Source organism: Companilactobacillus sp. FL22-3, from assembly GCF_054881455.1.
Genome location: NZ_JBTYYZ010000001.1, coordinates 132045 through 155871, shown reverse-complemented (window position 1 = coordinate 155871; position 23827 = coordinate 132045). Strand labels below are relative to the sequence as shown.

Below are 23827 nucleotides of genomic sequence, written 5' to 3'. Positions count from 1 at the left end.
TTCGATTCGTATGAAAATTACTCTTCAAGAACAGTTAATCAACTTGCTGACTAATTACATTCAAACTTTACCAGCAAATGCAAAGTTACCATCCGAACGCGAACTGGCAGAAAAATACGAATTATCGCGTACGACTGTTAGAGCTGCTCTAATGGAGCTAGAAATTACTGGCTTGATCAGACGTGTTCACGGAAAAGGCACATTTGTGAATAGAGTTGATTTAAATAGTGATTTGAATAGTAGTTACAGTTTCAACAAGCAGATGATTTCACTGGGGAAGAAACCACAAACCAAACTTCTTAGTTTTGAACGAAAGGAGGCTAACGCATACTTTGCTAAGAATTTGGAAACTGAAGTAGGTAGTCAAATCATTAAATTAAAGCGACTACGTTATGCTGATGGAATTCCTGTGATGCTGGAGCGCACCTATTTACCAGCTGATCACTTCAGTTTAATGACTGAATCGATGTTGAATAATCGCTCATTATATTCAGTTTTTTCAGAAGAGTTCAACGAACAGGTTTATTATGCCGATGAATATTTTCTCGCAGGCATCACGAGTGTTAATGATAGTAAATATTTAGACATAAAAGAGGGAACCCCTTGTTTGAACCTTCGGCGCCAGACGTATAATCCGCACAATCAAATTATTGAATTTACATTGAGTGTTGCAAGAAGCGATCAATTTGCTTATCACATTCGACACGATGTCAGTAATAAATCCTAAAGAAGAGTAAACATTTGGAGGTAGAAAGTTATGGGTATTATTGCAGTAAGAATTGATGAAAGATTAATTCACGGTCAAGTGGCCAATTTATGGACAACAAAATTACAAGCTTCAAGAATTATGGTAGTTGATAACGATATTATAAAGAACGACATTCAAAAGACTGCCCTTAAATTGGCTAAACCAGCTGGAGTTAACTTGAGTATTTTAGGAACAAAGAAATCTTCAGCTAACATTTTAGCTGGTAAGTACGACTCACAAAAAGTATTCCTTGTAGTAAAGAAACCTGAGACATTGGTTGAGATGATCAACGAAGGGGTTACATTCGACACTATTAATGTTGGAAATATGTCACAAAAGGATAATACTCAACATCTTACACAATCAATCAATGTTACTAGCGATGATTATGATGCATTCCAAAAAATCTTGGATGCTGGTGTAAAAATCACTGCCCAAATGGTTCCAAACGACGATGCAAAAGACTTCTCAGGTATCTTAAAGGAATTCAAGAAATAACCACATATTAATTGGGGGAAAAAACAATGGAATTTACAATCGTTCAAATATTACTTTTAACGGCATATTCTATGTACAACATCTATGATGAACTTCAAATGAACTCATCATTAAGTCAACCAGTCTGGGCCGGAATGATCTCTGGTTTAGTCATGGGGGATATGAAGACCGGTCTTATTATCGGTGCTGCTCTACAACTAACAGTTCTTGGTGTTGGTACTTTCGGTGGTGCTTCAAAGATCGATGCTAACTCAGGTACAGTTTTGGCTACAGCCTTTTCAATCGGTACAGGTATGAAAGCTGCTACAGCTGTTGCCGCTATCGGTGTACCAGTTGCTGCTTTGTTAACATCATTTGATATCTTAGCTAGATTTGCTAATACTTATTTCCAACACAAAGTTGATAAGGATATTGAAAACTTCAACTACAAGGGTATTGAAAGACATACTATCATGGGTGCACTTCCATGGTGTCTATCACGTGGTATCCCAGTATTTCTAGCTTTGGCATTGGGTCAAGGCGCTGTTAAGACAATGGTTACATATCTAAACGGTGATCTTCAATGGTTAAACACAGGTCTACAAACAGCCGGTGCTACATTACCTGCTGTCGGATTTGCTATCTTGCTACACTACTTACCAGTTAAGAAACACATCGCATACTTGATCCTAGGTTTCACAATTACAGCCTTGCTTTCAACATTATTCTCAAGTATCCAAGCACTTGGAACAGGTTTGACTGCTGCTAGCAAAGCATTTACAACAACCTTCAATTCTCTACCAATGTTAGCAATTGCCCTAATCGGTGGTGCCTTTGCCATTCTTGAATACAAGAAATCAATTGCTAAATTGAACGCCACACCAGCTGCTGGTTCAAAAGCCGGTTCTGATGACGAAGATGAAGAAGACGAAATTGAAGACGCTAATGGGGAGATAAACGGTGATGAAGAAGAATAAAGAATATACATTAACTAAAAAAGATTTCACTCAAATTAATAAGCGTAGTTTGTTCGGTTTCCAAATGGGTTGGAACTATGAAAGAATGCAAGCCTCTGGATATCTGTATACAATCTTGCCACAACTAAGAAAAATTTATGGTGACGGTACTCCTGAATTGAAGGAAGCTATGAAGACTCATAACCAATTCTTCAATACAAGTAATTTCTTTAACACAATCGTTACTGGTATCGATCTTGCCATTGAAGGTAAGGAAGGTGCCGACGGTCTTGATACTGTTGCTGGTATTAAAACTGGTTTAATGGGACCATTCGCTGCCATCGGTGATTCATTGTTCGCTGCTTTAATTCCAACTATCATGGGTGCTATTGCTGCTACAATGGCCGCACAAGGTAACCCAATTGGATTGTTCCTTTGGTTAGCTGTCAACATTGCAATCATGGTCTTTCGTTGGAAACAATTGCACTTTGCTTATACAAGAGGTACAAAACTTGTTTCAGAAATGCAAGGTCAATTGAACGCTTTAACAGATGCTGCTACATTGCTTGGTGTTTTCATTGTTGGTGCTCTAATTGCAAGTATGATCAACATTCAAGTTCCATTTATAGCTCATTTGGGTAAAGTTACACTTCCTGTTCAAAACAATATCGATATGATCTTACCAAAACTTGTTCCAGCTGTAGTTGTAGGTTTGGTTTACTGGTTACTAGGTAAGAAAGGTATGACATCTACAAAAGTTATCTTTATCGTTATTATCGCAGCTGTTGCTCTATCAGCAATCGGTGTACTTGGCAAAATCTAGGAGGATTTAACAATGGCATTAATCTTGATGAGTCATGGAAATATGGCAATCGAAACTTTAAAATCAGCTGAATTAATTATCGGAGAATTACCAGAGACATCAGCTTTGGGTCTTCAAAAATCTGACGGACCAGAAGATCTTAAGGCCAAAGCTGAAGCAGAAATCAAAAAGTATTATGACAAGGAACCAGTGTTCTTGATCGTAGATTTACTTGGTGGAACTCCAGGAAACGTCGCTGTCAATTTGACGCAAGAATATCCTAAGATGCAAGTTATTTCTGGCTTGAACTTGCCAATGGTCATTAATTACGCTAATCAAAAATTCATCGGCTCAGATATCAAAACAGCCGATCTAATGAAAGAGGCCAAAGACGGCATCGTTGATGTCAACGCCTTTATCAATGCTGATTCAGATGAGGATGATGAAGAGGATGAATAATCCTTACCGGTATACTTTACGATTAGCGATAGATAAAAATATTTATGATGCTGAAAAAAAACAAAATTTACTTGAATTTGTTAAAGAAGCACATATTTCCGACGTAGCTTTTTTTATCAATCAAGAAGAATTGTCAGACGCACATATAACTCTTGAAAAAGCCAAAGAATTAATCACTAATGTTGATGAAATCAGTCAACCTTTGAAAGAATTAGGTATAACGATCAGCTTGAATCCATGGACAACTATGAATCACTCCGACCGAGGAATTCATATTAAGCCGGAACTCGATATTAAGTCAATGGTTAATTATCAAGGTGTTAAAAGTATTTCAATGGCTTGTCCTGGATATCAAGGCTGGGCTGATTATATTAGTGATATCTATGCAATTTGGGCCAGCATTCAACCACATGAACTGTGGCTAGAAGATGACTTTAGACATTACAAGAATGCACCATTTAAATTGGGATGTTTTTGTGATGATCACATGAAACAATATAACGAGCTTTTAGGAACAGATTTGTCACGGGCAGATTTTGTTGAAAGAATGTTTACTGGTGGCGAAAACAAGTATCGCAATGCCTATTTGACTGTTGCCAGAAAAGAGATTTTACAAGTAGCTCACTTAATTGAACAAAAGGTCCATGCTGTTTCACCCACGACGACCTTAGGTTTAATGAGTTCATGGCCTGAAGTTCACGCACTGGAAGGTCGTGATTGGCAAAAGCTCTTGGATGAATTGAGTGGTGAAAACACTCCAGCGGTGTCACGTCCACATTTGCCAGCTTACAACGAAGTAAGTCCACAACAATATGCACGTGATTTTGAGAAATATACCGTTGCTACAAGAACAGAAATCGGTCAACGTCATAAAATCTATCCAGAAATGGAAAGCTTCTTGTATTCTCCATATGCAAAATCAAACAAGTTTACGCAATTTCAACTAGACACGACTAGTTTAGTTCATGCCAATGGCGTTTTACTCAACATGTTCAGCATGATGGGTGATGGAATCAATCCAACTTATCGTTATGCCTCCCTGTTAAACGATGATAAAGCATATTTAGACTTCTTAATGGAGAACGGCATTGATATTGAACATCGAAGTGGCGTAATAGTGCCGATGAATCAGGATGTTGCTAAAACTAAGATTGATCAAACAGGTACGCTTGAAGGATTGATGGCTTCGCAAACACAATGGCTAGAATTGCTTTCCACAATGGGAATCGCAACCAAGCCAGTAAATTATCTTGATCAGGAAATCAAAAATAAGTGTGTTGCGATAACTGGTAATTTCCTCAATACCTTGTCTGATGATCAAATCAAGCAGATCTTTACCCGTAATTTCGTCTTGTTAGATGGGGATGCGGTGATTATCTTGAATAATCGTCATTTGTTAGACTTGATCAATGCTACAGAGATTGAAGTCATCAAGAATCGTTCAGGACATCAATCGTTTGAACAATTCGATGGTGAAACTATTTCTGGTATCAATAATCCAAGATTGACGATGCTGACGCACACTGGCGACTACGTGAAAATTACTTATAAAGCCGGTGTCAACGTGCATTCATCTGCTTATGACCGCTTAGAGAATAAATTGGGTCCAGTTACAGTAACTGATGATAAATTTTATGTATTACCGATGACTGATTCGCCTAAGTACGGTTGGCAAGCTCAATATACTGACATCCGCGAAGGTGACTTGAAGAAGTTCTTTGAAGAAGAATTGAGTATAGCTCATTTGGTCGATATGTATAATTGCAAGTTAGTGATTGATGAAGATCAATCTCAGATGATCCTCAGTAATTGGTCGATCGATGACATCAAGGGTATTAATTTCTTCTTAAAGGATCGCAACGTTAAACAAGTTTCCATCACTTATCGAGGGGAAGACGGTACTGTTCAAAATGAAATTTTAGATGTTGAGTTAGATTCAAACGGAATCTATCACGTCGACTTCACAGTCAAAGAGTTGGCTGTCTTACACATCAAGTTCTTAGGTTAAAAATTATTTAGAGAAGGGATTCAATATCATGTTTACAAAAACAGATCAAGAATTAGAAAAAATGGGTGCTAAAATCACTACCCGTGAAATTCAACAACAACCAGATTTATGGAAGGAGGCTTTCCAAAACTATACCGACAAGAAATCAGAAATAGATGACTTTTTGAACAAGGTAACTTCTAGCTACCCTAACCAAAAAATCAGAGTCATCTTCACTGGTGCGGGTACATCGGCATATGTTGGCGATACCCTCAGACCATATTTAAATCGTGTTGGTGATACTGCCCACTTTGTTTTTGAAAGCGTTCCTACAACTGATATTGTATCTGCACTGCTAGATAATTTAAGAAGTGACGATCCAACTATTCTCGTATCATTCGCTAGAAGTGGTAATTCTCCAGAAAGTGTTGCCACAGTTGAACTTGCAGAAAAACTAGTTAAGAATTTGTATCAAATTACAATCACTTGTGCTCCAGAAGGTCATTTAGCCAAAAAGGCTGAAAACGAAGCCGGCAATTTATTGCTACTTCAACCAGCCCTTTCAAACGATAAGGGATTCGCCATGACCGGAAGCTTCTCTTGCATGACTTTGACGGCAGCTTTGATTTTTGATACAAATGCTGAAGACCAGAAAAAAGCTTGGGTCGACACAATGATCAAGATGGGCCAAGAAGTGATCAGTCGTGAAGATGAAATTCAAGCCTACGCTGATTTAGACTATGATCGAATCACTTACTTAGGTAGTGGCTCACTTTCAGGTCTAACACGTGAAGCTCAATTGAAGGTACTTGAATTGACAGCGGGCGCATTGACTACGATCTTCGATTCATCAATGGGATTCCGTCACGGTCCTAAATCATATGTTAACGGTAAGACAATCGTCTTTGATTTCATGAGCAACGATAAATATACTCGTCAATACGACGTTGATATCTTGGAAGAAATCAAAGCTGATGAAATTTGTAAGAAAGTCGTTGGAGTGGGGACTTCAACTGACAATGATTTCACTGGCGACAATTTCTTCATTGCAGCCGGTGACAAAGATCTTCCAGAACTTTATCAAGCTTTACCAGATGTTGTATTTGCCCAAACATTTGCTCTGTTGAATTCAATCAAAGTGAATAATACTCCAGATACACCATCAGCTAGTGGAACAGTTAATCGTGTTGTTAAAGGGGTTACCATTCACGATTACGAATAGTTACTAATGAGTTTGAAAGGTTGGAACATTAATTTGTTTCAGCCTTTTATATAGCAATAAATTATGAGGAGACGTTTAAATGTCATATTATATTCAAGCCAAAAAATTCTTTTTGAAAAATGCAACTGAAAATGGTGGTTATCTAGAAGTTACCGACGATGGTAAATTCGGTGAGTTTTATCCAGCCGGAACTGAAAAGCCAGCGGGCAAAATTGTTGATTATTCCGATAAATTCATTGCCCCAGGTTTAGTAGATACACATATTCATGGTTTAGTAGGCCATGATGTGATGGACGATGATTTTGATAAGTTGAATGAAATGTCAGAAGGATTGTTGAAGGCTGGTGTTACTTCATGGTTACCAACCACTTTGACAGCCTCACATGATCAACTGTTGAGCATTTGTCACACTATCGGTGATAATTATCAAAAAGTTACAGGTGCAAAAGTACAAGGAATTCATTTTGAAGGACCTTTCTATACAGAAAAACACAAGGGTGCCCAAAATCCTAAGTACTTCCGAGATCCTGATGCTGAAGAATTTAAAGATTGGCAAGATGCTGCTCACGGAATGATTAGAAAGATTTCAATTGCTCCAGAACGTAAAGGTGCTCCTGAATTCGTTAAGGCTGTTGCCTCTGATAAAGTTGCGGTCTATCTGGGCCACAGTGATGCTACCTTTGAACAAGCTAAAGCCTGTGTCGAAGCTGGTGCGACTGGATTTACACATACTTATAACGGGATGAGCGGTTTGAACCATCGTCTACCAGGTATGGTCGGTGCAGCTCTTTCAATGAAATTAGTTGATGACGAGTTGATCTGTGATGGTCACCATGTCAATCCATACGCTGCAAGAATCGTTATTGAAAAGAAGACTCCTGAACATGTTGCTTTGATTACTGACTGTATGCGTGCCGGTTTAATGCCTGACGGAGATTACATCTTAGGTGAATTGCCAGTTGTCGTAGCTGACGGTACAGCCAAGTTGAAAGAAGCTCCCCACAGTTTAGCTGGTTCAATTCTGATGTTGAATGAAGCTATCAAGAATGTTGTTGATTGGAATATCGCGACTGATGAAGAAGCCGTTGAAATGGCTAGCTACACAGCTGCTAAGAGTTCTAAGATCCTTGATAAATGTGGGATCATTGCTGGCGGTCGTGACGCTGACTTTATCGTCTTGAATGATGATATGTCCTTGTCAGAAACATACTTAGACGGTGTTTCAAGATACCAAGCTTAATCTGTTGATTGATTTTTAATAGACGAAAAGTATCCTCTGATTCTTTAGAATCAGGGGATATTTTTCAGTTAAAACGCTTTATTACGGTGGTATAGACCGGTGAACAATGGTATAATGAAAACGTTAAAATTAGTAAGGAGACTGGATAATGTCATATTATATTCATGCTAAGAAGTTCTTTTTAAAAAACACAACTGAAAACGGTGGCTATCTTGAAGTCACTGATGATGGTAAATTTGGTAAATTCTTTACTGCTGCTGAGGAAAAACCAGAGGGCAAGATTGTCGATTATTCTGACAAGTTTATTGCACCTGGTTTAGTAGATACACATATTCATGGTCTAGTTGGACACGACGTGATGGACGATGATTTTGAAAAACTCAACGAAATGTCAGAAGGATTGTTGAGAGCTGGTGTTACTTCATGGTTGCCAACAACTTTGACAGCTTCACATGAGCAACTAAAGCACATTTGCCAAACAATCGGGGATAATTATCAAAAAGCAACCGGTGCTAAGATTCAAGGTATCCACTTTGAAGGACCTTTCTACACTGAAAAACACAAGGGTGCTCAAAATCCTAAGTACTTCAGAGATCCTGATGCGGAAGAATTCAAAGACTGGCAAGATGCTGCTCATGGTATGATCAAGAAGATTTCAATTGCCCCAGAACGTAAGGGTGCTCCTGAATTCGTTAAGGCTGTTGCTTCAAACGATGTTGCAGTTTACCTTGGTCACAGTGATGCTACTTTTGAACAAGCTAAAGCCTGTGTTGAAGCTGGTGCTACTGGTTTCACACATACCTACAACGGAATGAGTGGCTTAAACCACCGTCTTCCAGGTATGGTCGGTGCAGCTCTTTCAATGAACCTAGTTGATGACGAATTGATCTGTGATGGTCATCACGTTAACCCATATGCTGCAAGAGTTGTTATCGAAAAGAAGACTCCTGAACATGTTGCTTTGATTACTGATTGTATGCGTGCTGGCTTGATGCCTGATGGTGATTACGTTCTTGGTGAATTACCAGTTGTCGTTGCTGATGGTACAGCTAGATTAAAGGACGAAACTCATAACTTGGCTGGTTCAATCTTGATGTTAAATGAAGCTATCAAGAATGTTGTCGACTGGAACATTGCTACTGATGAAGAAGCCGTTGAAATGGCCAGCTACACAGCCGCTAAGAGTTCAAAGATCCTTGATAAATGTGGTGTGATTGCTGATGGCCGTGATGCCGACTTTATCGTGTTGGATGACGATATGACATTATCAGAAACATACTTAGATGGTGTTTCAAGATACCAAGCTTAGAAATTATCGCTATACCGATAGTTATTTTTTAAAATACTTTAAAACCGGGAATACACCTTGTAAACTCGGTTTTTTTGTTACAGGTCTTTTGTTGTATACTCTACTTATTGGAGGATTACTATGAATAAAAAGATAATTGCTCATAGAGGAATACCAACCTTAGCACCAGAAAATACGATGGCTGCATTCAATGTCGTTGTCAATCACGATGTCAAGTGGATTGAGACAGACTTGAGCATTACTAAAGATGAAAAAGTTTTTGTTATTCATGATGACAAATTAAATAGAACAACTAATCAATCAGGTTCGATTGAAACAGTCGATAGTGAAACAGTCCAAAGTGCCGATGCTGGCTATTGGTTTGCTGAAAAGTTTCGTGGTGAGAAGGTCCCTACTTTAGATCAATTAATTGATTTTCTTAATATCCATAAGATAAATGCCAACATTGAGCTAAAAGGTGTTGTAGGGGACAATGCCAATTACTTAGCCGATAGATTGGTTGAAGTTTTTGCGAAGGCTTTAGAGAGATTAGATGATCATGTCGAGCTGATCATCTCTAGTTTCAATCCCATCATGTTAGAAAAAATGTATCAGTTGAGACCGGACTTAAAATATGCGGTATTATTCAGCAGAGTGACACTAGGGGAAGACTGGAATTTAGTTATGCAAGCTTGCCATGCTCAAATTGTGCATCCAGAGAGTGCTGGCTTAACTGAAGCTAAGATTCAAAAAATGAAGGATTATGGTTACGAGATCAATGTTTGGACTGTCGATGACATTAATCGAGCTCGTCAATTGCTTAATTGGGGTGTCGATGGTGTTATTACCAACATTGCTGATCGGATGAGTTTTTTAGAAGAATAAACAAAAACACCTCGGGATTTCAGTAATGACTGAAAAGATCCCGAGGCTTTTTTGTCTAGACGAAATTGTCTTTTGGAGGATTCATTATGAGAACTAATAGCTTACTGGTTTTTAAAGGGGCAGAAGCTACTCCAAATACAATGATTTTAAATCAACAATGATCAAAACCGCAAAATCAACAACTACTCTTGATCTTGCCTCATCTCAATTCAACGTGTTTCAGAACTTATCCCATTCAATACGATCCACCTAGATTACGATACTTTTAATCGATGACGTCTTGGTAGATGTATGCTCACGATCGTGAGACTTCGAAGAAGGGGAACTATTGGTTACATTTCCTTTCTTCTTATGGACAAGTATAAACAGAATTGATTAATATCCAACGAAGGTGCTATATATCATACTGATTGTACAATATGTTTAAACAGATTGTGTAAAACACCAATCTAGTTTTGATGTATAAGTCCCAGCAGGGACATTAGCGTTTTTAACATGCAATAATATGCCCTCGTTTTTGTTCCAACTAAGGGATTTTACTGGCTGTCCTTTGAACGTTGTATAAATATTGGTCTCATTGTTCAAGGGTTGTGGAGCCTGATCTGATTTATAAAAATACAAGTTAGCTGGCAGCTGGGTATTTTGATCCAGTGACTGAGTTTCAGGTAGATATTTCATGAAGGGAGTTTCTTGCTTTAGAGATAAGGTAGTGGCGTTTTTATCACGACGCTGATCGATAATGGTTGCAACTTCGTTAGGGCTGTTGGTTTCAGCCGTTCGATATTTAATCGTGTTCGTATCAAAAAATTCCAGTGGTTCAAAATTGATATTTTGGGGATACAAGATAATTCCATTGGAAATGTAGTTTAGTCTTAGTTCGTCGCCAAGCGTTTGATATGAGTTGTCGGAACTATCTACACCGATAAAGAAAGGCTTGGAGGAAAAATTCTGGTGATCAATAATACCTTGAGTAATTGTATTGATTTTTATTTTTTTGGTTGTGTTTGGATCGAATTTATTCAGTTGAATCTTAACTTTTTGAAAGTTATTAACTGCATTTAAAGTGAGACCAAAATCCTTTATTTCTTTATCATCAACGGTAATTTTACTAATTTGAGAAGTTAAATTTAAGTAGATAAAAAAATAGCTATTACTAAAATCGATATTACCGTTATTATCCAAATCAATTTCATATTGAATCTCATCACCGTTAGTGACCTTATTCAAAGTTTGCGTACCATTGTCATCACTGTTAAAAGATAGATTAGTAATGGAACTAGTTACTTTTACATCAGGATCAAGTCTTGGCAAAACTGTTAAAAGACCATCACTGGTGGTTAGTGTTTTATTTTTAAATTCGATAACGGCAAAGTATTTCTCGCCATTATTTTTTTCAGATAAAGTTTCAGTTGTATATTTAAACTGGTTGGAGTTGTAATTGCGGAGACCGACGATTTTGCCGCCCTCTCGTTTGAACCAAGAAACCTTGACATCCTCGTCATCACGGTCTTCTTGTTGATCAAATCCTTGGATGGTGAAAGTTGCTTTGGTCCCGGACCGAGCTTTTTGGTCATATAAACCACCACCAACGTTCATCAGTTTAGTCTTGGTAACAGTACTGCCATCGGAATTAATAGCTGTGGCTGTAATGAAAAAACTGCCTTCTTTGCCAGTCTTGGCAGTTACCTTACCATTATCATCGATCGTGGCCAGATCATCAGGACTAATACTCCAATTAACCGGCACAGTAGAATCAGATGGAACCAAGTGGGCACTTGCAAAGGCTTCGTTTTTGCCAAAGTTATTATTAGTGTTGTACAAGTAGTCAGTGTCGACATTAATATCACTAATAGCAGTTGCTTTTATTTCTTTCGGTAGGACATGTACAGTAGCGATTTCCGAGTAATTTTTTTTCAGAGAAAATGAAACCAGTGTACTTGTCGAAAATCTGAAAGCGATAAGTGCCAGTTTGTTCGGGCGGAAATTTTAAAGTTGCATCTTTATATTTCGAAATGATTTCAGGTGGTTGGTTTTCAAAAGACATGTACCAAGTGTGACTCAGCGGTTAAAAAGGATTTTCAATAACGCTGAATGATGGTCGAACTGAGCTTGTAGTGATTTGGACGTAGTCACCCAATGTGACATAGTAATCTGACCCGGGTTCAATATTGAAACCTCCGGTAGTCCAAAAGCCACGGTACTTGACTGGTCGAGGACTGGGGGCAGGGAAACTTGCTTGAGATGCAGCCGCTTTTATCACGGCACTATGAGCCAATAAAAGAATTAGAATAATGGCAATCGGGATGATTAGGTAATGAATTTTCGCTAATTTAAATTGCATTTTTAATCCCCCTTCAAGTTATCTATACCAATAATAAATAGTATATAGAAATTTAGAAAGTCGATAAAGCATTTTTTTTGAAAAAAAGTTATTGAATAATGAATAAAAATATTGATTATTAAAAATAAAATCACCTTTATTTAGCTATGAATTAGCCAAGTAAAAATATAAAGAGAATTTTACGACTAAAAAACCCTTCAACGATTTGGATTTCGTTGAAGGGTTTGATTAAACTGCTTCTTTATCAATCTGCAAAAGCAGGCAACATTTGGTTAAATACTTTCCGTAAAATTCCAATTAAGTGTGGCTTGATAGGAACCGCCCAATGTAAATTTGTTATTAACATAGAGCAGCAGACCGTCTTCTTCCATCCAACCGATCGAATTCAGCTCTTCTCCAGAGTTAGTTTCAGAAATTAAAACTGGTGCATTCAGTATATCGGTAAAGGAGCCATTTTCGTAATAACGCATTACCGCTTGAAGAGTTTCTCCATTTTCATTGATGAAATCAGTTACTTGTGAGACGTAAACTTTCAAAGCCGTTTTATCCCTTCTTTGATCTTCGACATTGACAATATTATTTGGCGAATTTAACTCGGCCGGGCGTTTTTGTAACAAATCTTGGTTACTAGGACCTACCCAACCATAATCAATATCAGCAATGTCAGTGGAAAAACTATCAATGGCATAATTGATTGTTTCTTGCACTCCTTCTTGACGATAAATTTGCTCATCTGAAGTGGAGCCATAAGCATAATTGGTGAAATTAAATTCCTCTGATGCAGAAATTCCAGCGACAGTTGTAAAGACATCGATTGCTGCAGTTTCTTGTTTACCGATAGTACCAATTTTAATGACTAAATTGTCGGTATTATTATCATCGTCATGAATGATACTGTAGTCTTCTTTTTCTACGGGTACACCATTTAATCTAACATCATTGACGATAGTTTTATTATGTAGTGGAATGACATAATTACCATCGATCAATTCGGCATCGGGACTCTTATTGTAAATATTGTCATGGTAGCTTATTTGATCACCGTTGACGACGTTATTCAAGAGGTTATCTGTATCATCGGAATGATTATAGGTAAGATTTTGAATCTTATTGGTAATCTCCAGTTCAGGCCCAGAAGGGATGACAGTTAGTAGTGCTTTGTTAGTAGTCAGTTTTTTACTAACACTTCCTGACTTCAATGTGATCACGGCCTGATAATAGGCACCGTCATCGTCCATAGTAGTCGGATTGGTTGTATAGAAGTCGTCTTTTCCAGAAGCAACTTGCGTACGCTTGGTAGAACCTGGTTCATATCGGTACCAAGCAATGGTAATTGTCCCCGTGTTCTCGTCGTCTCCATCACCACCGGTATTACCCATGAGGGTATAGGTAGCACTTTGACCAGACTTAACAGTTTGATCATCTAAACCACCACCAATTCTTACTTTGGCAGTGCCAGATACACTAGAGCCGTCATCATTGGTCATTGTACCAGTTACCGTTACGACACCATCTCGATCTTTCTTATTAGCCGTGATTAGACCGTCTTCATCAATTGTGGCTAAACTAGTATCGTCGATGGACCAGGAGATAACCCCGGTAGCGTTTTCAGGCGTTGGAACGGCATGAGCATAAGTCGTATTAGATATTTCATCACTCGTATTGTATAAATAGTCATCATCTGTTGTAACGTCCAGTTTAATCGCATTTACTTCTTCAGGGAGAGTATGTACCGCTGCGACCTCTGAATAAAGATGTCTTTTTATGGTCGGAATCGTATAGTATTGGGTATCTAGTTGATACCAAACGGTTCCCTCTTCGGTAGGCGTTATAGTTAAATTTTTCTTTTTACCGGAATCGCCCTTGGGAACTTCAGTCCAATTTTTTCCATCAGTAGTTTTCCACCATTGATAATGTGGCGTATCAAAAAGACCTAAAATAACAGCCCAAATTGACCGGCCAGCACTGGTTCGTAATGTGACCGGTTTGTTAACTACGGTGTATGAATTAGCATTAGGTTGTAAACCATAACCACTAGTCATCCAAATTCCAATGAATTTCTTGGGTGGTTTAGTTGGTTTGAATTGGGGGGTTACTTCAATATCTTCCTTAGTATCTTGAGCCTTTATCTCATCAGGTAATGAAGTTGAAAGGTTGAGTAAAATAATTGGGATTATAAGCAAAAGTAAGAATTTAAATGTTTTAATATATTTTCGATGTCGCAAAATTAGCACCTCCAATATCTTGGGACAAAACACATTATATCGGAGTATTAATATTATATTTGTTCAAAAAATATAAGAACATTTATGATAAAATGAAAGTTAATTTATGCACAAAGTATTAATTCTTAATTTTGTATACGGTAAGTAAACAAACTAACTATCAAAAGTGAGTATACGAAATGTCGATAGGAAATGTGACACAAAAAGTCCATCAAATCAATCGTTGACTTGATGGACTTTTTAATTAAATAGATGTGTAATTGTTCATTAATCGTGAACACACATAATGAATATCACAATTGCTTTTATTTGATATAGTAATAATTAATATTATTTAACAACTGGACGTAATGTATATGACATTATCAGTGAAACTATGGATGTGATCAATAATACATAAAAGCTTGTTCCAAAGGAGCCATTAGTTGTAACAGCCACTTGACCGGTAATTGCTGTCGAGTTAACGATGCCAGCGTAAAGTGCAGCATAGAGAGCGGCGTAAAGGATTGTTGGAAGCATGGTAAAGATTCTGACTAAACGAATGCTACCGCGTGATCTAAAGCAGGCTGCAATCAGAGCAATGACTGGTGACAAGAAACAGATCAATCGAATTGCTGAGAATCCATTGGTTATCCAGGTTGGCTGAGCCGCACCAAGATTAGCTGTATAGTTGGCTGCAGTTGCAATTGTACTGGAAAGAGAAACGCTGTTTAAGAATGGTCCACCAATGGTTGCAATAAAACCGATAATTGAAGCGGCGATGATGATTTTCTGACTAGTGGTTTTCTTATGACTAACAATTCTTTCGGCAGCAGCAGCTTTTTTATCGATTTTCCTCTGTTGATGCTTGGAAATTGTGGGTTCATTTTCTGATCTAGGAGCTTGAGTTTGATCATCAGTGTTATTTTTCTTCAAAGAAGTTTCATGCTTTAAGGCTTTGTTAGCACCTGTCTCATTGCCGTGGCCCAATTGTGAAAGTAAGAACCACAAGATGATGACGATTGCCAAAGCAATAAAACCATAATTCCTTTTGACTACTAAAAGAATTGCCGTGACGATTACAGCTAAAATGCTGATATAAGCGTTGTTTTTGGCAAACTTCAACATGTTATGTAAGAAGCCATCGTTAGGGTCAGTTTCTTGTGCCTCACGTTTTGCTTCGGCAGCTCTTTTTTCGCTTTCAGTTGGTTCGAAAGGATTTCCCATTGGCTCTTTGATAGGATCTTCAAAACTCTTATGAGGAGTAGTATTTTCAGTTCGTTCTGCTTTCTTATAAGGTTTTTGAGAGATAGGGTTAAAATCATTTTTACTATATATTTGTGTTTTATCATCTAAGGGTTCTTCTGATTTGGGTTGATTGAACGATGAATTGTTAGAATGATTTGAACTCGTATATGTTTTCATTGCTTCCTCTGGATCGGCTCGAGGGGTGAATGAAGACTTAGATTCATTAGTTGATGGTGTTGAAGTAGGGTGGTTGAATGAACCATATTCGCGCTTTTGTGCGGGTGCTTGTTGCAAGGGAGCTTTAGTTTGACTAGTTGGTTCTTCCTCATTTAGTTCATTTTCAATTTCAGATAATGACCGAATTTTATCATCATCTTTGACATTACTTGAATCTTCAGTTTTTTTATTTTTTAGGGCCCAACCACAGTTATCACAGAATTTTTGATCTGGGTCGACTTTATGCCCACAATTTGGACAAAACATTATTCGCATTCCTCCATTATGTTGACAAACCAAGTATACAAGACAACTCTTTCCATAGGAAGAGATTAAATGAAAGTTCACAGAAAGGTCACATGTTGTATATCCGAAACTCAATTATACAAAATTTTCTTAAAGTTTGCTAAAGAACACTAAGCAGCTTCCGAACTTAAATATAAAAAAGGACCCAATTCAAAATAAGAATTAGGTCCTCGTTGAGTTTAAACATGGTAATTATTCATCTGTTAATGAGTCACGTGGGTCCAATTTAGCTGCTCGTCTAGATGGAGCAAGAGCGGCCAGTAAACTAATAACGACACTGACTAAGATGCCAAAGATAAAGTTACCGGGTGAAATTGAGACGATTGTAGCTTTGAAAGCACCTTGAGCAATGGAATTAGCTCCCATTTGGGCTAACCAATCAAGAAAGATTCAGAAATAAACATATTCCGGATATCTTTCTTTCTGGCACCGATAGCTCGTAAGATACCGATTTCTTGCGTACGTTCGGAAACACTGATGTAAAGTACAACAATAATCATGATTGCTGAGACGATCAAGGAGATTCCGGCAATGGCTGCCAATACATCAAAGGCTAATCTCAAGTAAGTATTCAAGGAGTCAATAATGGCCCCAACACCGGTGATCGTGTAACGATTTTGTTTCTTATTATCGATCGTCGTCTTGTAAGACTTGATCTTAGTTTGAACATCTTTGACATTCAAAGTATTGTTAACTGTCAAAGTAACGAAGTTTGGTTGTAAATCAACGTTGCTTGATTTAGCCGCCGATTCTAAGGTGTTAAAACTAATAGCTGAAGAGCCCGAGGTGATGATTCCAGAAACTTTGAGATTCATCGTAATTTGGGTAGGCTGATTATTCTTATTCAGACTAGTAATGTACAACTTAACTGTCTTACCAACGATATCTTTGTAATTCTTCTTATCTAACTTTTGAGCATCCGATTTTAAGAGAATAATTTCATTGTTACCCGGTTTTTTACCTTGGGTAATATCATTAGTTTTTTCAGTAGCGTTCCAAGTTTGGAAAAATTGCATCGAAACGTTCTTGGTATTGTAATTAACCTTAGGCGATTGGGCAAAATAAGCCTTTTCAACCTTCTTAACATTTTTGATACCTTTTAAGCGGTCAATATCCGCATTAGTCATGTTGATACTGTTGGCGTCAGTATTGTCACGAGAGACGTTCTTGGTAACTTGAATAGCATCGGGATTGACCTGCTTAGCCATTTCTCCGTTGATGTAGCTAGTGATACCAGAACCCAAACCTAACATAAAAATAACGGAGAAGATACCAATTGCGGCACCAAGGATGATCAAAATATTGCGCCCCTTAGTGTAGCGCATGTGTTCCCAAGCTAAACGGAAAGTATCATTAAAACTTAAGTGAGTGATCTTTTTTTTGTCCGAAGTTTCATTGGGAATTGTGTAGGAATCACGCAGTTGCTCGTCGGAGTCAATCTTTCCATCTTGTAAATGGACCACTCTGGTACCATAGTCGGCAACCATTTGTGAGTGGGTAACGGCAATTACTAATTTTCCTTCTTTGGCAATGTTGTCGAGGATCTTGAGCACTTCCTCGGTATTTTGTGAATCAAGTGCTCCAGTCGGTTCATCTGCGATGATGATCTCAGGATCGTTCGCTAAAGCATGGGCGATAGCAACACGCTGTTTTTGACCACCGGATAATTGGTTGGGATGTTTCTCCAAATGTTCAGAAAGACCAACCTTAGCTAAAAGCGACTTAGCTCTATCGGTTCTTTCTGATCAAGAAAGAGCTGACATTTCCAACGGTACCATGACATTTTCGAGGATCGTCAAGTGGCTGATCAAATGAAAACTTTGAAAGACAAAGCCGACAGTGTGGCTACGATAATTGTCCAGAGCCTTATCTGAACCTTTTTTCAAAGATTGACCGTTGACGAGGACATCACCTTCAAATTGGGAATCCAAACCACCAATGGTGTTCAGCAGGGTAGTTTTACCGCCACCAGATTCACCGAGAATTGAGACGAATTCACCGCGGTCTAATTTTAGATTAATACCCTTTAAAACTGGAAATTCTTGTTTGTTTAACGTAAAAGATTTTTTTACGTCCTTTAGTTCCAGTAAGCTCATTTGTTTACCCCGTTCATATTTATTTGGTCCAAAGTATAAGCCTTATGCTACTAAGTGTAAAATGATTTCATTTTTGAAGGAAATTTATTGCTTAAAAAATTTTTCAAAAGACAAAAAAACCTCATACATTGGGAGGTGTATGAGGAAAACGATTGCTGGTTTTGTATTAGTCAAACTATAAGGTATGAAATGTTGCAAAGTGGTAATGGGCAAGGGGAAGCAGGTTAGATTTTGTAAGAGGTGAGGTTCGTTCCCCCTTGCTGAAATAATTATAGCGAAAAACAAATTAACTTTGCCAACCTAGTTTGATATAAATAGATATTAACGTCTTGATTATTCAGTATAAATAGCTTTGAGACGGGCTAATTTGGCTTTATCAATTCCAAGTGCTTTGTCCAAGTAGTTTTCAAAAGTTCCATAGTAATGGTCTATGGCCTCAAAGACTGAACTGATACTCTCTAAATCAGCCTTGGTCATATTCATTTGATTGACATCTTGATTGCCATCTTTATCGTTGAGAATCTTCGCGATTGTTTGGCGATTTTCGTACATCAAGTTGGTTAGCAGATAGTCCTTGGTAATCGTTTCATTATCCACTCCAATCGCCTTTAAAATCAGTAAAGCGCCGATACCAGTCCGATCTTTACCAGCGGCGCAGTGAAAGAGCAATGCTTGCTTATCTTGATCATTGTGTAAAAGTAAATCGAATAATAATTTATACGCTGCTTGACCGTGAGTATCTAAAACGACACTTTGATAAATCATTCCCAGATAATTAAAGCTTCCTTGGTTAATAATGCCGGCTAATTTGTCACCGTTACCTTTTAGTGGATAAACTGGGTCCGAATAGATCTTGTAAAAATCAGACGTCGTATCAGCCCAAGTTCGTTGTTCATCATTGGAACGAAAATCAACAACATATTTCAATCCGTAATTTTTAAGGTAGGCTAAAGATTTTCCTGTTAAATTACTTATATCCCCTGAACGTAAGAGTTTATTATATTTAATTGTCGTACCATCAGCAGTGGGATATCCGCCAAGTTCACGTAAATTTATTGCCCCTTCAAGATTTAGGATGCGTTTCATTTTTTCTCCTCCCCGAGTCGTTGCGTATTTTAGGTCATTAGAAGTAAAATAATATTAAGGTGATATATGGTGAAGAATAAACTTTCAATTATTATGACAGCTTATAATGTAGCTGATTATATTTCTAGCTCGATTGAATCAGTGATTGCTCAGACTAATGAGAATTTCAATCTGATCATTGTCGACGATTGCTCAACAGATCAAACCCAGAAGATAATCCGAACCTATGAAAAAAAGTATGATTGGATATCTGTTGTTTGCCATCAAGAAAATTTAGGAGTTTCAGCAGCTAGAAATACTGGACTCGCAAAAGCAAGTGGTGAATTTGTAACCTTTATTGATGGAGACGATTGGGTGGAACCTAATTACGTCGACCACTTTTTGACAACTTTTAAAGATAAAGATGTCGATATGGTTACTTGTGGATTTTTCAATCAAACAGAGACTGGCAAAACTAAAAACAAAGTTGTTAAACGTCAATCATCGATTGTTGGAAGAGATGAAGTCGTCAAACAGATCATTAAGATGACCGGTTCAGTGATGGGCTATACATGGAACAAAGCCTATATACGCTCCATCATTCAAGACAATGACTTATCATTTCAGACCGACTTGGATTTGATGGAAGATCAAGTTTTCAATGTTGAGTATGCGACACTAGCACGTAAGTTTTACATTGACAACGTTCCACTGTATCATTATATTTCTCGCAAGGGCAGTATTACGCAGAAGTTTGCAATGGAAAATGTTCGTGATGTCGGTGTAGCTAGAATGAAAGTTTACAAGACTATTCGAGATAGTTCTCGAAATGAAAAAGATTAGATTTTGTATATATTAATGAGGGTGGGTCTGGTTGTAAAACCAGGCTCTTTTTTTGATGTGCAATGGTGGATGTGGATAGCTGGTTCACTGCCGGCTTCCGTTCGGCTCTGAGGGGTCTGGAACGCCATGGGCATCGCTTTGAACCAATTGAAGTACGCAATTGTTTCAAAGTCGAGCCTTGTTCTAAGTGTGCTTCGCCCACTAAGAACAATTTCATGGCTTAGACCCCTCAGAGCTCTCACTACAGCCTGGGGTGTTAAAACATGTTGGGATAACTCTCAAGTGAATAAGTTCAAGAACTAATGCTAGTTCAAAGGCTAAAGATAAGGGTCAAAAGATTGGATTCTTAAAGAAACTGATGTCTTTTGGCGTTTATGAATATTGATGTATGTAAACATGGGTTAATATATCATAGTGTGATTTTAGAGTGTGTAAATATTAGTTTAATATTTTTCCCTGTTCTTGGTCTTTTGTCCTTAAGCACCAAGGCTTTTCCAGCTTCCACTCCGACCAAGCAAAATAAGGAGTGTAGGATTCCTATAAATATCACTAACAAATAAACTATGCAGTAACCCTAGTCAGGAGCGGAAGTTCTGGGGGATATCAGTGGTGAAATTTTACTTAATTGGCGTCCTTTGCCAATTTAGTAAAAGGACGAGCTTGAAGACAAGCGGTTTTCTTGGCTCCAAGTCGGCCCACCACGTTCCATATCCCCCAGAACTGGAGCGGATGACGGCAGTGAACCAAAACCACTGCAATATTAAAACCTATTGTTAAGAATAACATTGAACCCCATAGTTTTGCTTTCAAAAAATAACTGAAAAACATATCAAAATTTTGCTATAATTGGGTCATCTTGGGGAGTTGCAGGCGATACCCATTAAAGATTGCCGTTGATGTGAAAGGAATTCCTATGAGAATAAACGTTTTACAACATACTCCTAATGAAAGACCAGGAATGATTCAGGATTGGTCTCAAAAAAATGGCTATGAAATGTATATCTATCATCCCTATCAATTTGGACACCTACCAACTGCTGACCAAACAGATATGTTGGTGATTTTAGGCGGTCCTATGAGTCCGAATGACGATTTTGCTTGGATCGAACAAGAACGTGTCTTGATCCAACAATTGATGGCCGCAGATAAGCCAATTTTTGGTGTCTGTTTTGGAGCACAACAGGTCGTGAAAACTTTGGGCTATCAAATTTCTAAAGCACCAGCTAAGGAGGTTGGTTTCGCACCGGTTTATCGTCGGGATGTGAAATTTTTGAATATTCCTGAAGAGTTGAATGTCTTACATTGGCATGAAGAAATGTTTGAAATACCTAAAGAGGCTCAATTATTGTTTTCTAGCGATGCCGTTGAAAATCAAGGTTTTATTTTGAATCACCGAGTGGTCGGCTTGCAATTTCATTTGGAACCTAAGCCCGACAATGTGCGTGAGATGGTAGTGAACGATTTTTCGTATCTGGAAGGTTCGGTTTTGCATCAGAGCCAATCAGACATCTTACAGGCCAAGATTTCTGATGATAACAAACAGACGCTCTATAAGTTGTTAGACTACATTAGTCAAAGAACCAAATCATAAAAAAAGCACTGTAATAAGCAATTTCAAACCGTTAAAAAATTAGTTAACGATTGATTGCTATTACAATGCTTTTTTTACTTTGTGAGAATTTCTGAGATTTGTTGTTTTGCCTTTTCAGCTGTCCAATGTCCATTATTGGCGTTTGAATAATGATACATAGTAGCAACTGGACGTTTTGCAAATTTTTCTAATGGTTTATAAGTTTTGCCACCTAAAGCGATCAAGACGGCATCTTCGGGAATACCTAATTCATCTAGATGTTTTTCCAAGGCAGCGACATTTTTTTGATCAAGCTCAACGTTTGTACTGTCACTTTCAATCACTGTTGAAAGATCGGTCATAAATGTCCCCCATAAATCAGTGTTATATAGAGCAGCTGCCAAACGATAATCAGCACTCTTCTTTTGACCATGGAAGTTTAAGAACGATTCAGTAGATTGATTGGCTGCGGCATTGCCAGGATTCATACCGACGATAACAGCCTTTGTTTGTTGTAAATAATCTTCCAGATTTGCGGGTAGCATCTCACTTGGAAAATGATTTTCTTGATAGGAATCTTTGAATAAGTCCTCAATCGTCTTTGCGTCTTTACCGGATAAATCTCCAGCAGGAATATTCCAGAATGCCCAACTGTCGACTGAAGTAAATTTTGAATCTGCCATAATTTAGTAACCCTCCAATATTTTTTGTAAATAAATTATTTAACAAGGTCACTTTAAGCCTTGGTACTGTCACTATGTGTCATTCTGAGATTGCAGTTAACTTTTTTTGAAAAAATATACAAAAACCTTATTAAATAAGCATTTTCAATATTTTTTTTAGTATATAATTGTGTAATCGGGAAATTTAATGAAGGGAAAATGTCTTCGGGGGTGTCAAAATGGACGAAGTCGATCAAAGAAAGTTACCTAAAAGCTTGATTCGGATAATTGATATTATAATGCGACTTTTACAAGGTGAAAAAATCAATTCTGAGACGGTTGCTAATTTATACGGCGTCAATAAACGAACAATTTATCGAGACTTGCAAGTTATTCGTGAAAATTCCATCTTTAACTCTAATTATCAGATGCAGTTTGATCCAAAGCAGAAGATTCATTTTGTAGTCAATGAAGGCAAGATCAGTACTAAGGAAGTTTTGACAATAAGTCAAATTGTTAGAGGATCGCGAGCTTTATCAAAAGCTGAACTGACCAAAGTGATCAAACACTTACAAGAGTTAGTTGACGCCAAGGATCAGCCCAAAATCGAAAAATTGTTGAATCGGGAATATCTACCGTTCAAAACTAACGGACATCTTTTGGAATATATTGACGACTTTACGAGATTTGTCGAATCCCAGACGCAAGTGGAGTTCACTTATCAGGGAAGTCGACCTAATAGTGATACGAAGAAGGTTCGCCGTGCTGTTCCCATGAGTCTCTACTTTGCGGATTTTTATTTTTACGTCACGATGTTTTCTGAAGAAAAAGGAGCTCGAGTCTATCGATTGGACCGAATCCTTTCTTACACTTCACTCAAAAAAGCAGTTAATGTTCCGAGGATAAATTGGCAAGATGGAGCATCTGTTAGAAACTTCACCTACTTGTTAAATGGGGGACCTAAGAGTTATTTTAAGCTTCAATATAAGGCCTATCCTTGGACGGCTTTGGACAAGTTGCCAAATTCTCGAGTCGTTAGTCATGAGGCTGATGGGAGCGTCATAATTGAGGGCTATATGTATACTCAAGGATTGAAACATTGGGTCTTAGGTCAAGGGACTTTTGTCAAAGTTATCGAGCCACATTCTTTAATTGAGGAAGTAAAACAAGAATTACAGGCTTCATTAGATCAATACAAAAACTAGGGGGTTC

At 37.9% G+C, this 23827-nt stretch carries 19 protein-coding genes and 1 pseudogene; 13 read left to right on the top strand and 7 right to left on the bottom strand.

All coding sequences use genetic code 11. The features are described from left to right. The first annotated feature begins 10 nt into the window (after positions 1-10). From ACYT32_RS00710 to ACYT32_RS00665, 10 genes are all read left to right on the top strand, one after another. The gene (locus tag ACYT32_RS00710) at positions 11-727 is read left to right on the top strand and encodes a GntR family transcriptional regulator (RefSeq protein ID WP_395264167.1); all 717 of its coding nucleotides are present in this window, start codon (positions 11-13) and stop codon (positions 725-727) included. A gap of 30 nt (positions 728-757) precedes the next feature. Then, complete coding sequence (locus ACYT32_RS00705; protein ID WP_395264018.1) at positions 758-1246, top strand: PTS system mannose/fructose/N-acetylgalactosamine-transporter subunit IIB; 489 nt, start codon at positions 758-760, stop codon at positions 1244-1246. Between the two features lie 26 nt (positions 1247-1272). After that, positions 1273-2202 (top strand): PTS mannose/fructose/sorbose/N-acetylgalactosamine transporter subunit IIC, encoded by a 930-nt coding sequence (locus ACYT32_RS00700; protein WP_395264017.1) that lies wholly within the window; start codon positions 1273-1275, stop codon positions 2200-2202. Continuing rightward, on the top strand, positions 2189-3004 hold the full coding sequence (locus ACYT32_RS00695; protein ID WP_395264016.1) for a PTS system mannose/fructose/sorbose family transporter subunit IID: 816 nt from the start codon (positions 2189-2191) through the stop codon (positions 3002-3004). The genes ACYT32_RS00700 and ACYT32_RS00695 overlap by 14 nt, the downstream gene beginning before the upstream one ends. 12 nt (positions 3005-3016) lie before the next feature. Beyond that, the gene (locus ACYT32_RS00690; protein WP_395264015.1) at positions 3017-3442 is read left to right on the top strand and encodes a PTS sugar transporter subunit IIA; all 426 of its coding nucleotides are present in this window, start codon (positions 3017-3019) and stop codon (positions 3440-3442) included. Further along, the gene (locus tag ACYT32_RS00685; protein WP_395264014.1) at positions 3435-5450 is read left to right on the top strand and encodes a hypothetical protein; all 2016 of its coding nucleotides are present in this window, start codon (positions 3435-3437) and stop codon (positions 5448-5450) included. The genes ACYT32_RS00690 and ACYT32_RS00685 overlap by 8 nt, the downstream gene beginning before the upstream one ends. A gap of 28 nt (positions 5451-5478) precedes the next feature. Continuing rightward, positions 5479-6651, top strand: coding sequence for an SIS domain-containing protein (locus tag ACYT32_RS00680; RefSeq protein ID WP_395264013.1), 1173 nt, complete (start codon positions 5479-5481; stop codon positions 6649-6651). A 79-nt stretch (positions 6652-6730) separates the two neighbouring features. Next, positions 6731-7891: an N-acetylglucosamine-6-phosphate deacetylase gene (nagA, locus tag ACYT32_RS00675; RefSeq protein ID WP_395264012.1), complete on the top strand. Its 1161-nt coding sequence runs from the start codon at positions 6731-6733 to the stop codon at positions 7889-7891. 148 nt (positions 7892-8039) lie between these two features. After that, positions 8040-9200, top strand: coding sequence for an N-acetylglucosamine-6-phosphate deacetylase (gene nagA, locus ACYT32_RS00670; RefSeq protein WP_395264011.1), 1161 nt, complete (start codon positions 8040-8042; stop codon positions 9198-9200). A gap of 120 nt (positions 9201-9320) precedes the next feature. After that, positions 9321-10064: a glycerophosphodiester phosphodiesterase family protein gene (locus ACYT32_RS00665; protein WP_395264010.1), complete on the top strand. Its 744-nt coding sequence runs from the start codon at positions 9321-9323 to the stop codon at positions 10062-10064. 423 nt (positions 10065-10487) lie between these two features. Here the strand turns inward: ACYT32_RS00665 and ACYT32_RS00660 are convergent, their stop codons facing one another. The 6 genes and pseudogenes from ACYT32_RS00660 to ACYT32_RS00635 all read right to left on the bottom strand — a co-directional run bounded on the left by ACYT32_RS00660 (position 10488) and on the right by ACYT32_RS00635 (position 19561). Further along, entirely contained in the window at positions 10488-11885 is a 1398-nt protein-coding gene (locus ACYT32_RS00660) for a hypothetical protein (protein WP_395264009.1), read from the bottom strand. A gap of 244 nt (positions 11886-12129) precedes the next feature. Next, positions 12130-12405, bottom strand: coding sequence for a hypothetical protein (locus tag ACYT32_RS00655; RefSeq protein ID WP_395264008.1), 276 nt, complete (start codon positions 12403-12405; stop codon positions 12130-12132). Between the two features lie 272 nt (positions 12406-12677). Then, positions 12678-14630 carry an Ig-like domain-containing protein gene (locus ACYT32_RS00650; RefSeq protein WP_395264007.1) on the bottom strand — a complete coding sequence of 651 codons (1953 nt, stop codon included), beginning with the start codon at positions 14628-14630 and terminating at the stop codon, positions 12678-12680. Positions 14631-14960: 330 nt separating this feature from the next. Further along, positions 14961-16340, bottom strand: coding sequence for a zinc ribbon domain-containing protein (locus ACYT32_RS00645; protein WP_395264006.1), 1380 nt, complete (start codon positions 16338-16340; stop codon positions 14961-14963). 231 nt (positions 16341-16571) lie between these two features. Next, a pseudogene (locus ACYT32_RS00640) lies at positions 16572-18475 on the bottom strand (ABC transporter ATP-binding protein/permease). A 333-nt stretch (positions 18476-18808) separates the two neighbouring features. Continuing rightward, a complete protein-coding gene (locus tag ACYT32_RS00635) occupies positions 18809-19561 on the bottom strand; it encodes a tyrosine-protein phosphatase (RefSeq protein ID WP_395264005.1) in 753 nt (250 codons plus the stop codon). Between the two features lie 69 nt (positions 19562-19630). Between ACYT32_RS00635 and ACYT32_RS00630 the strand changes: the two genes are divergently transcribed. Both ACYT32_RS00630 and ACYT32_RS00625 read left to right on the top strand, forming a co-directional pair. Next, positions 19631-20383: a glycosyltransferase family 2 protein gene (locus ACYT32_RS00630; RefSeq protein WP_461793340.1), complete on the top strand. Its 753-nt coding sequence runs from the start codon at positions 19631-19633 to the stop codon at positions 20381-20383. 913 nt (positions 20384-21296) lie between these two features. Further along, a complete protein-coding gene (locus ACYT32_RS00625) occupies positions 21297-21974 on the top strand; it encodes a type 1 glutamine amidotransferase (RefSeq protein ID WP_395264003.1) in 678 nt (225 codons plus the stop codon). 74 nt (positions 21975-22048) lie between these two features. Here the strand turns inward: ACYT32_RS00625 and ACYT32_RS00620 are convergent, their stop codons facing one another. Further along, positions 22049-22636, bottom strand: a complete 588-nt coding sequence (locus ACYT32_RS00620) for a hypothetical protein (RefSeq protein ID WP_395264002.1) — start codon at positions 22634-22636, stop codon at positions 22049-22051. Between the two features lie 218 nt (positions 22637-22854). On the opposite strand from ACYT32_RS00620, the gene ACYT32_RS00615 reads away from it, so the two are divergent. Continuing rightward, positions 22855-23820 carry a helix-turn-helix transcriptional regulator gene (locus ACYT32_RS00615; RefSeq protein ID WP_395264001.1) on the top strand — a complete coding sequence of 322 codons (966 nt, stop codon included), beginning with the start codon at positions 22855-22857 and terminating at the stop codon, positions 23818-23820. Positions 23821-23827 lie beyond the last annotated feature (7 nt).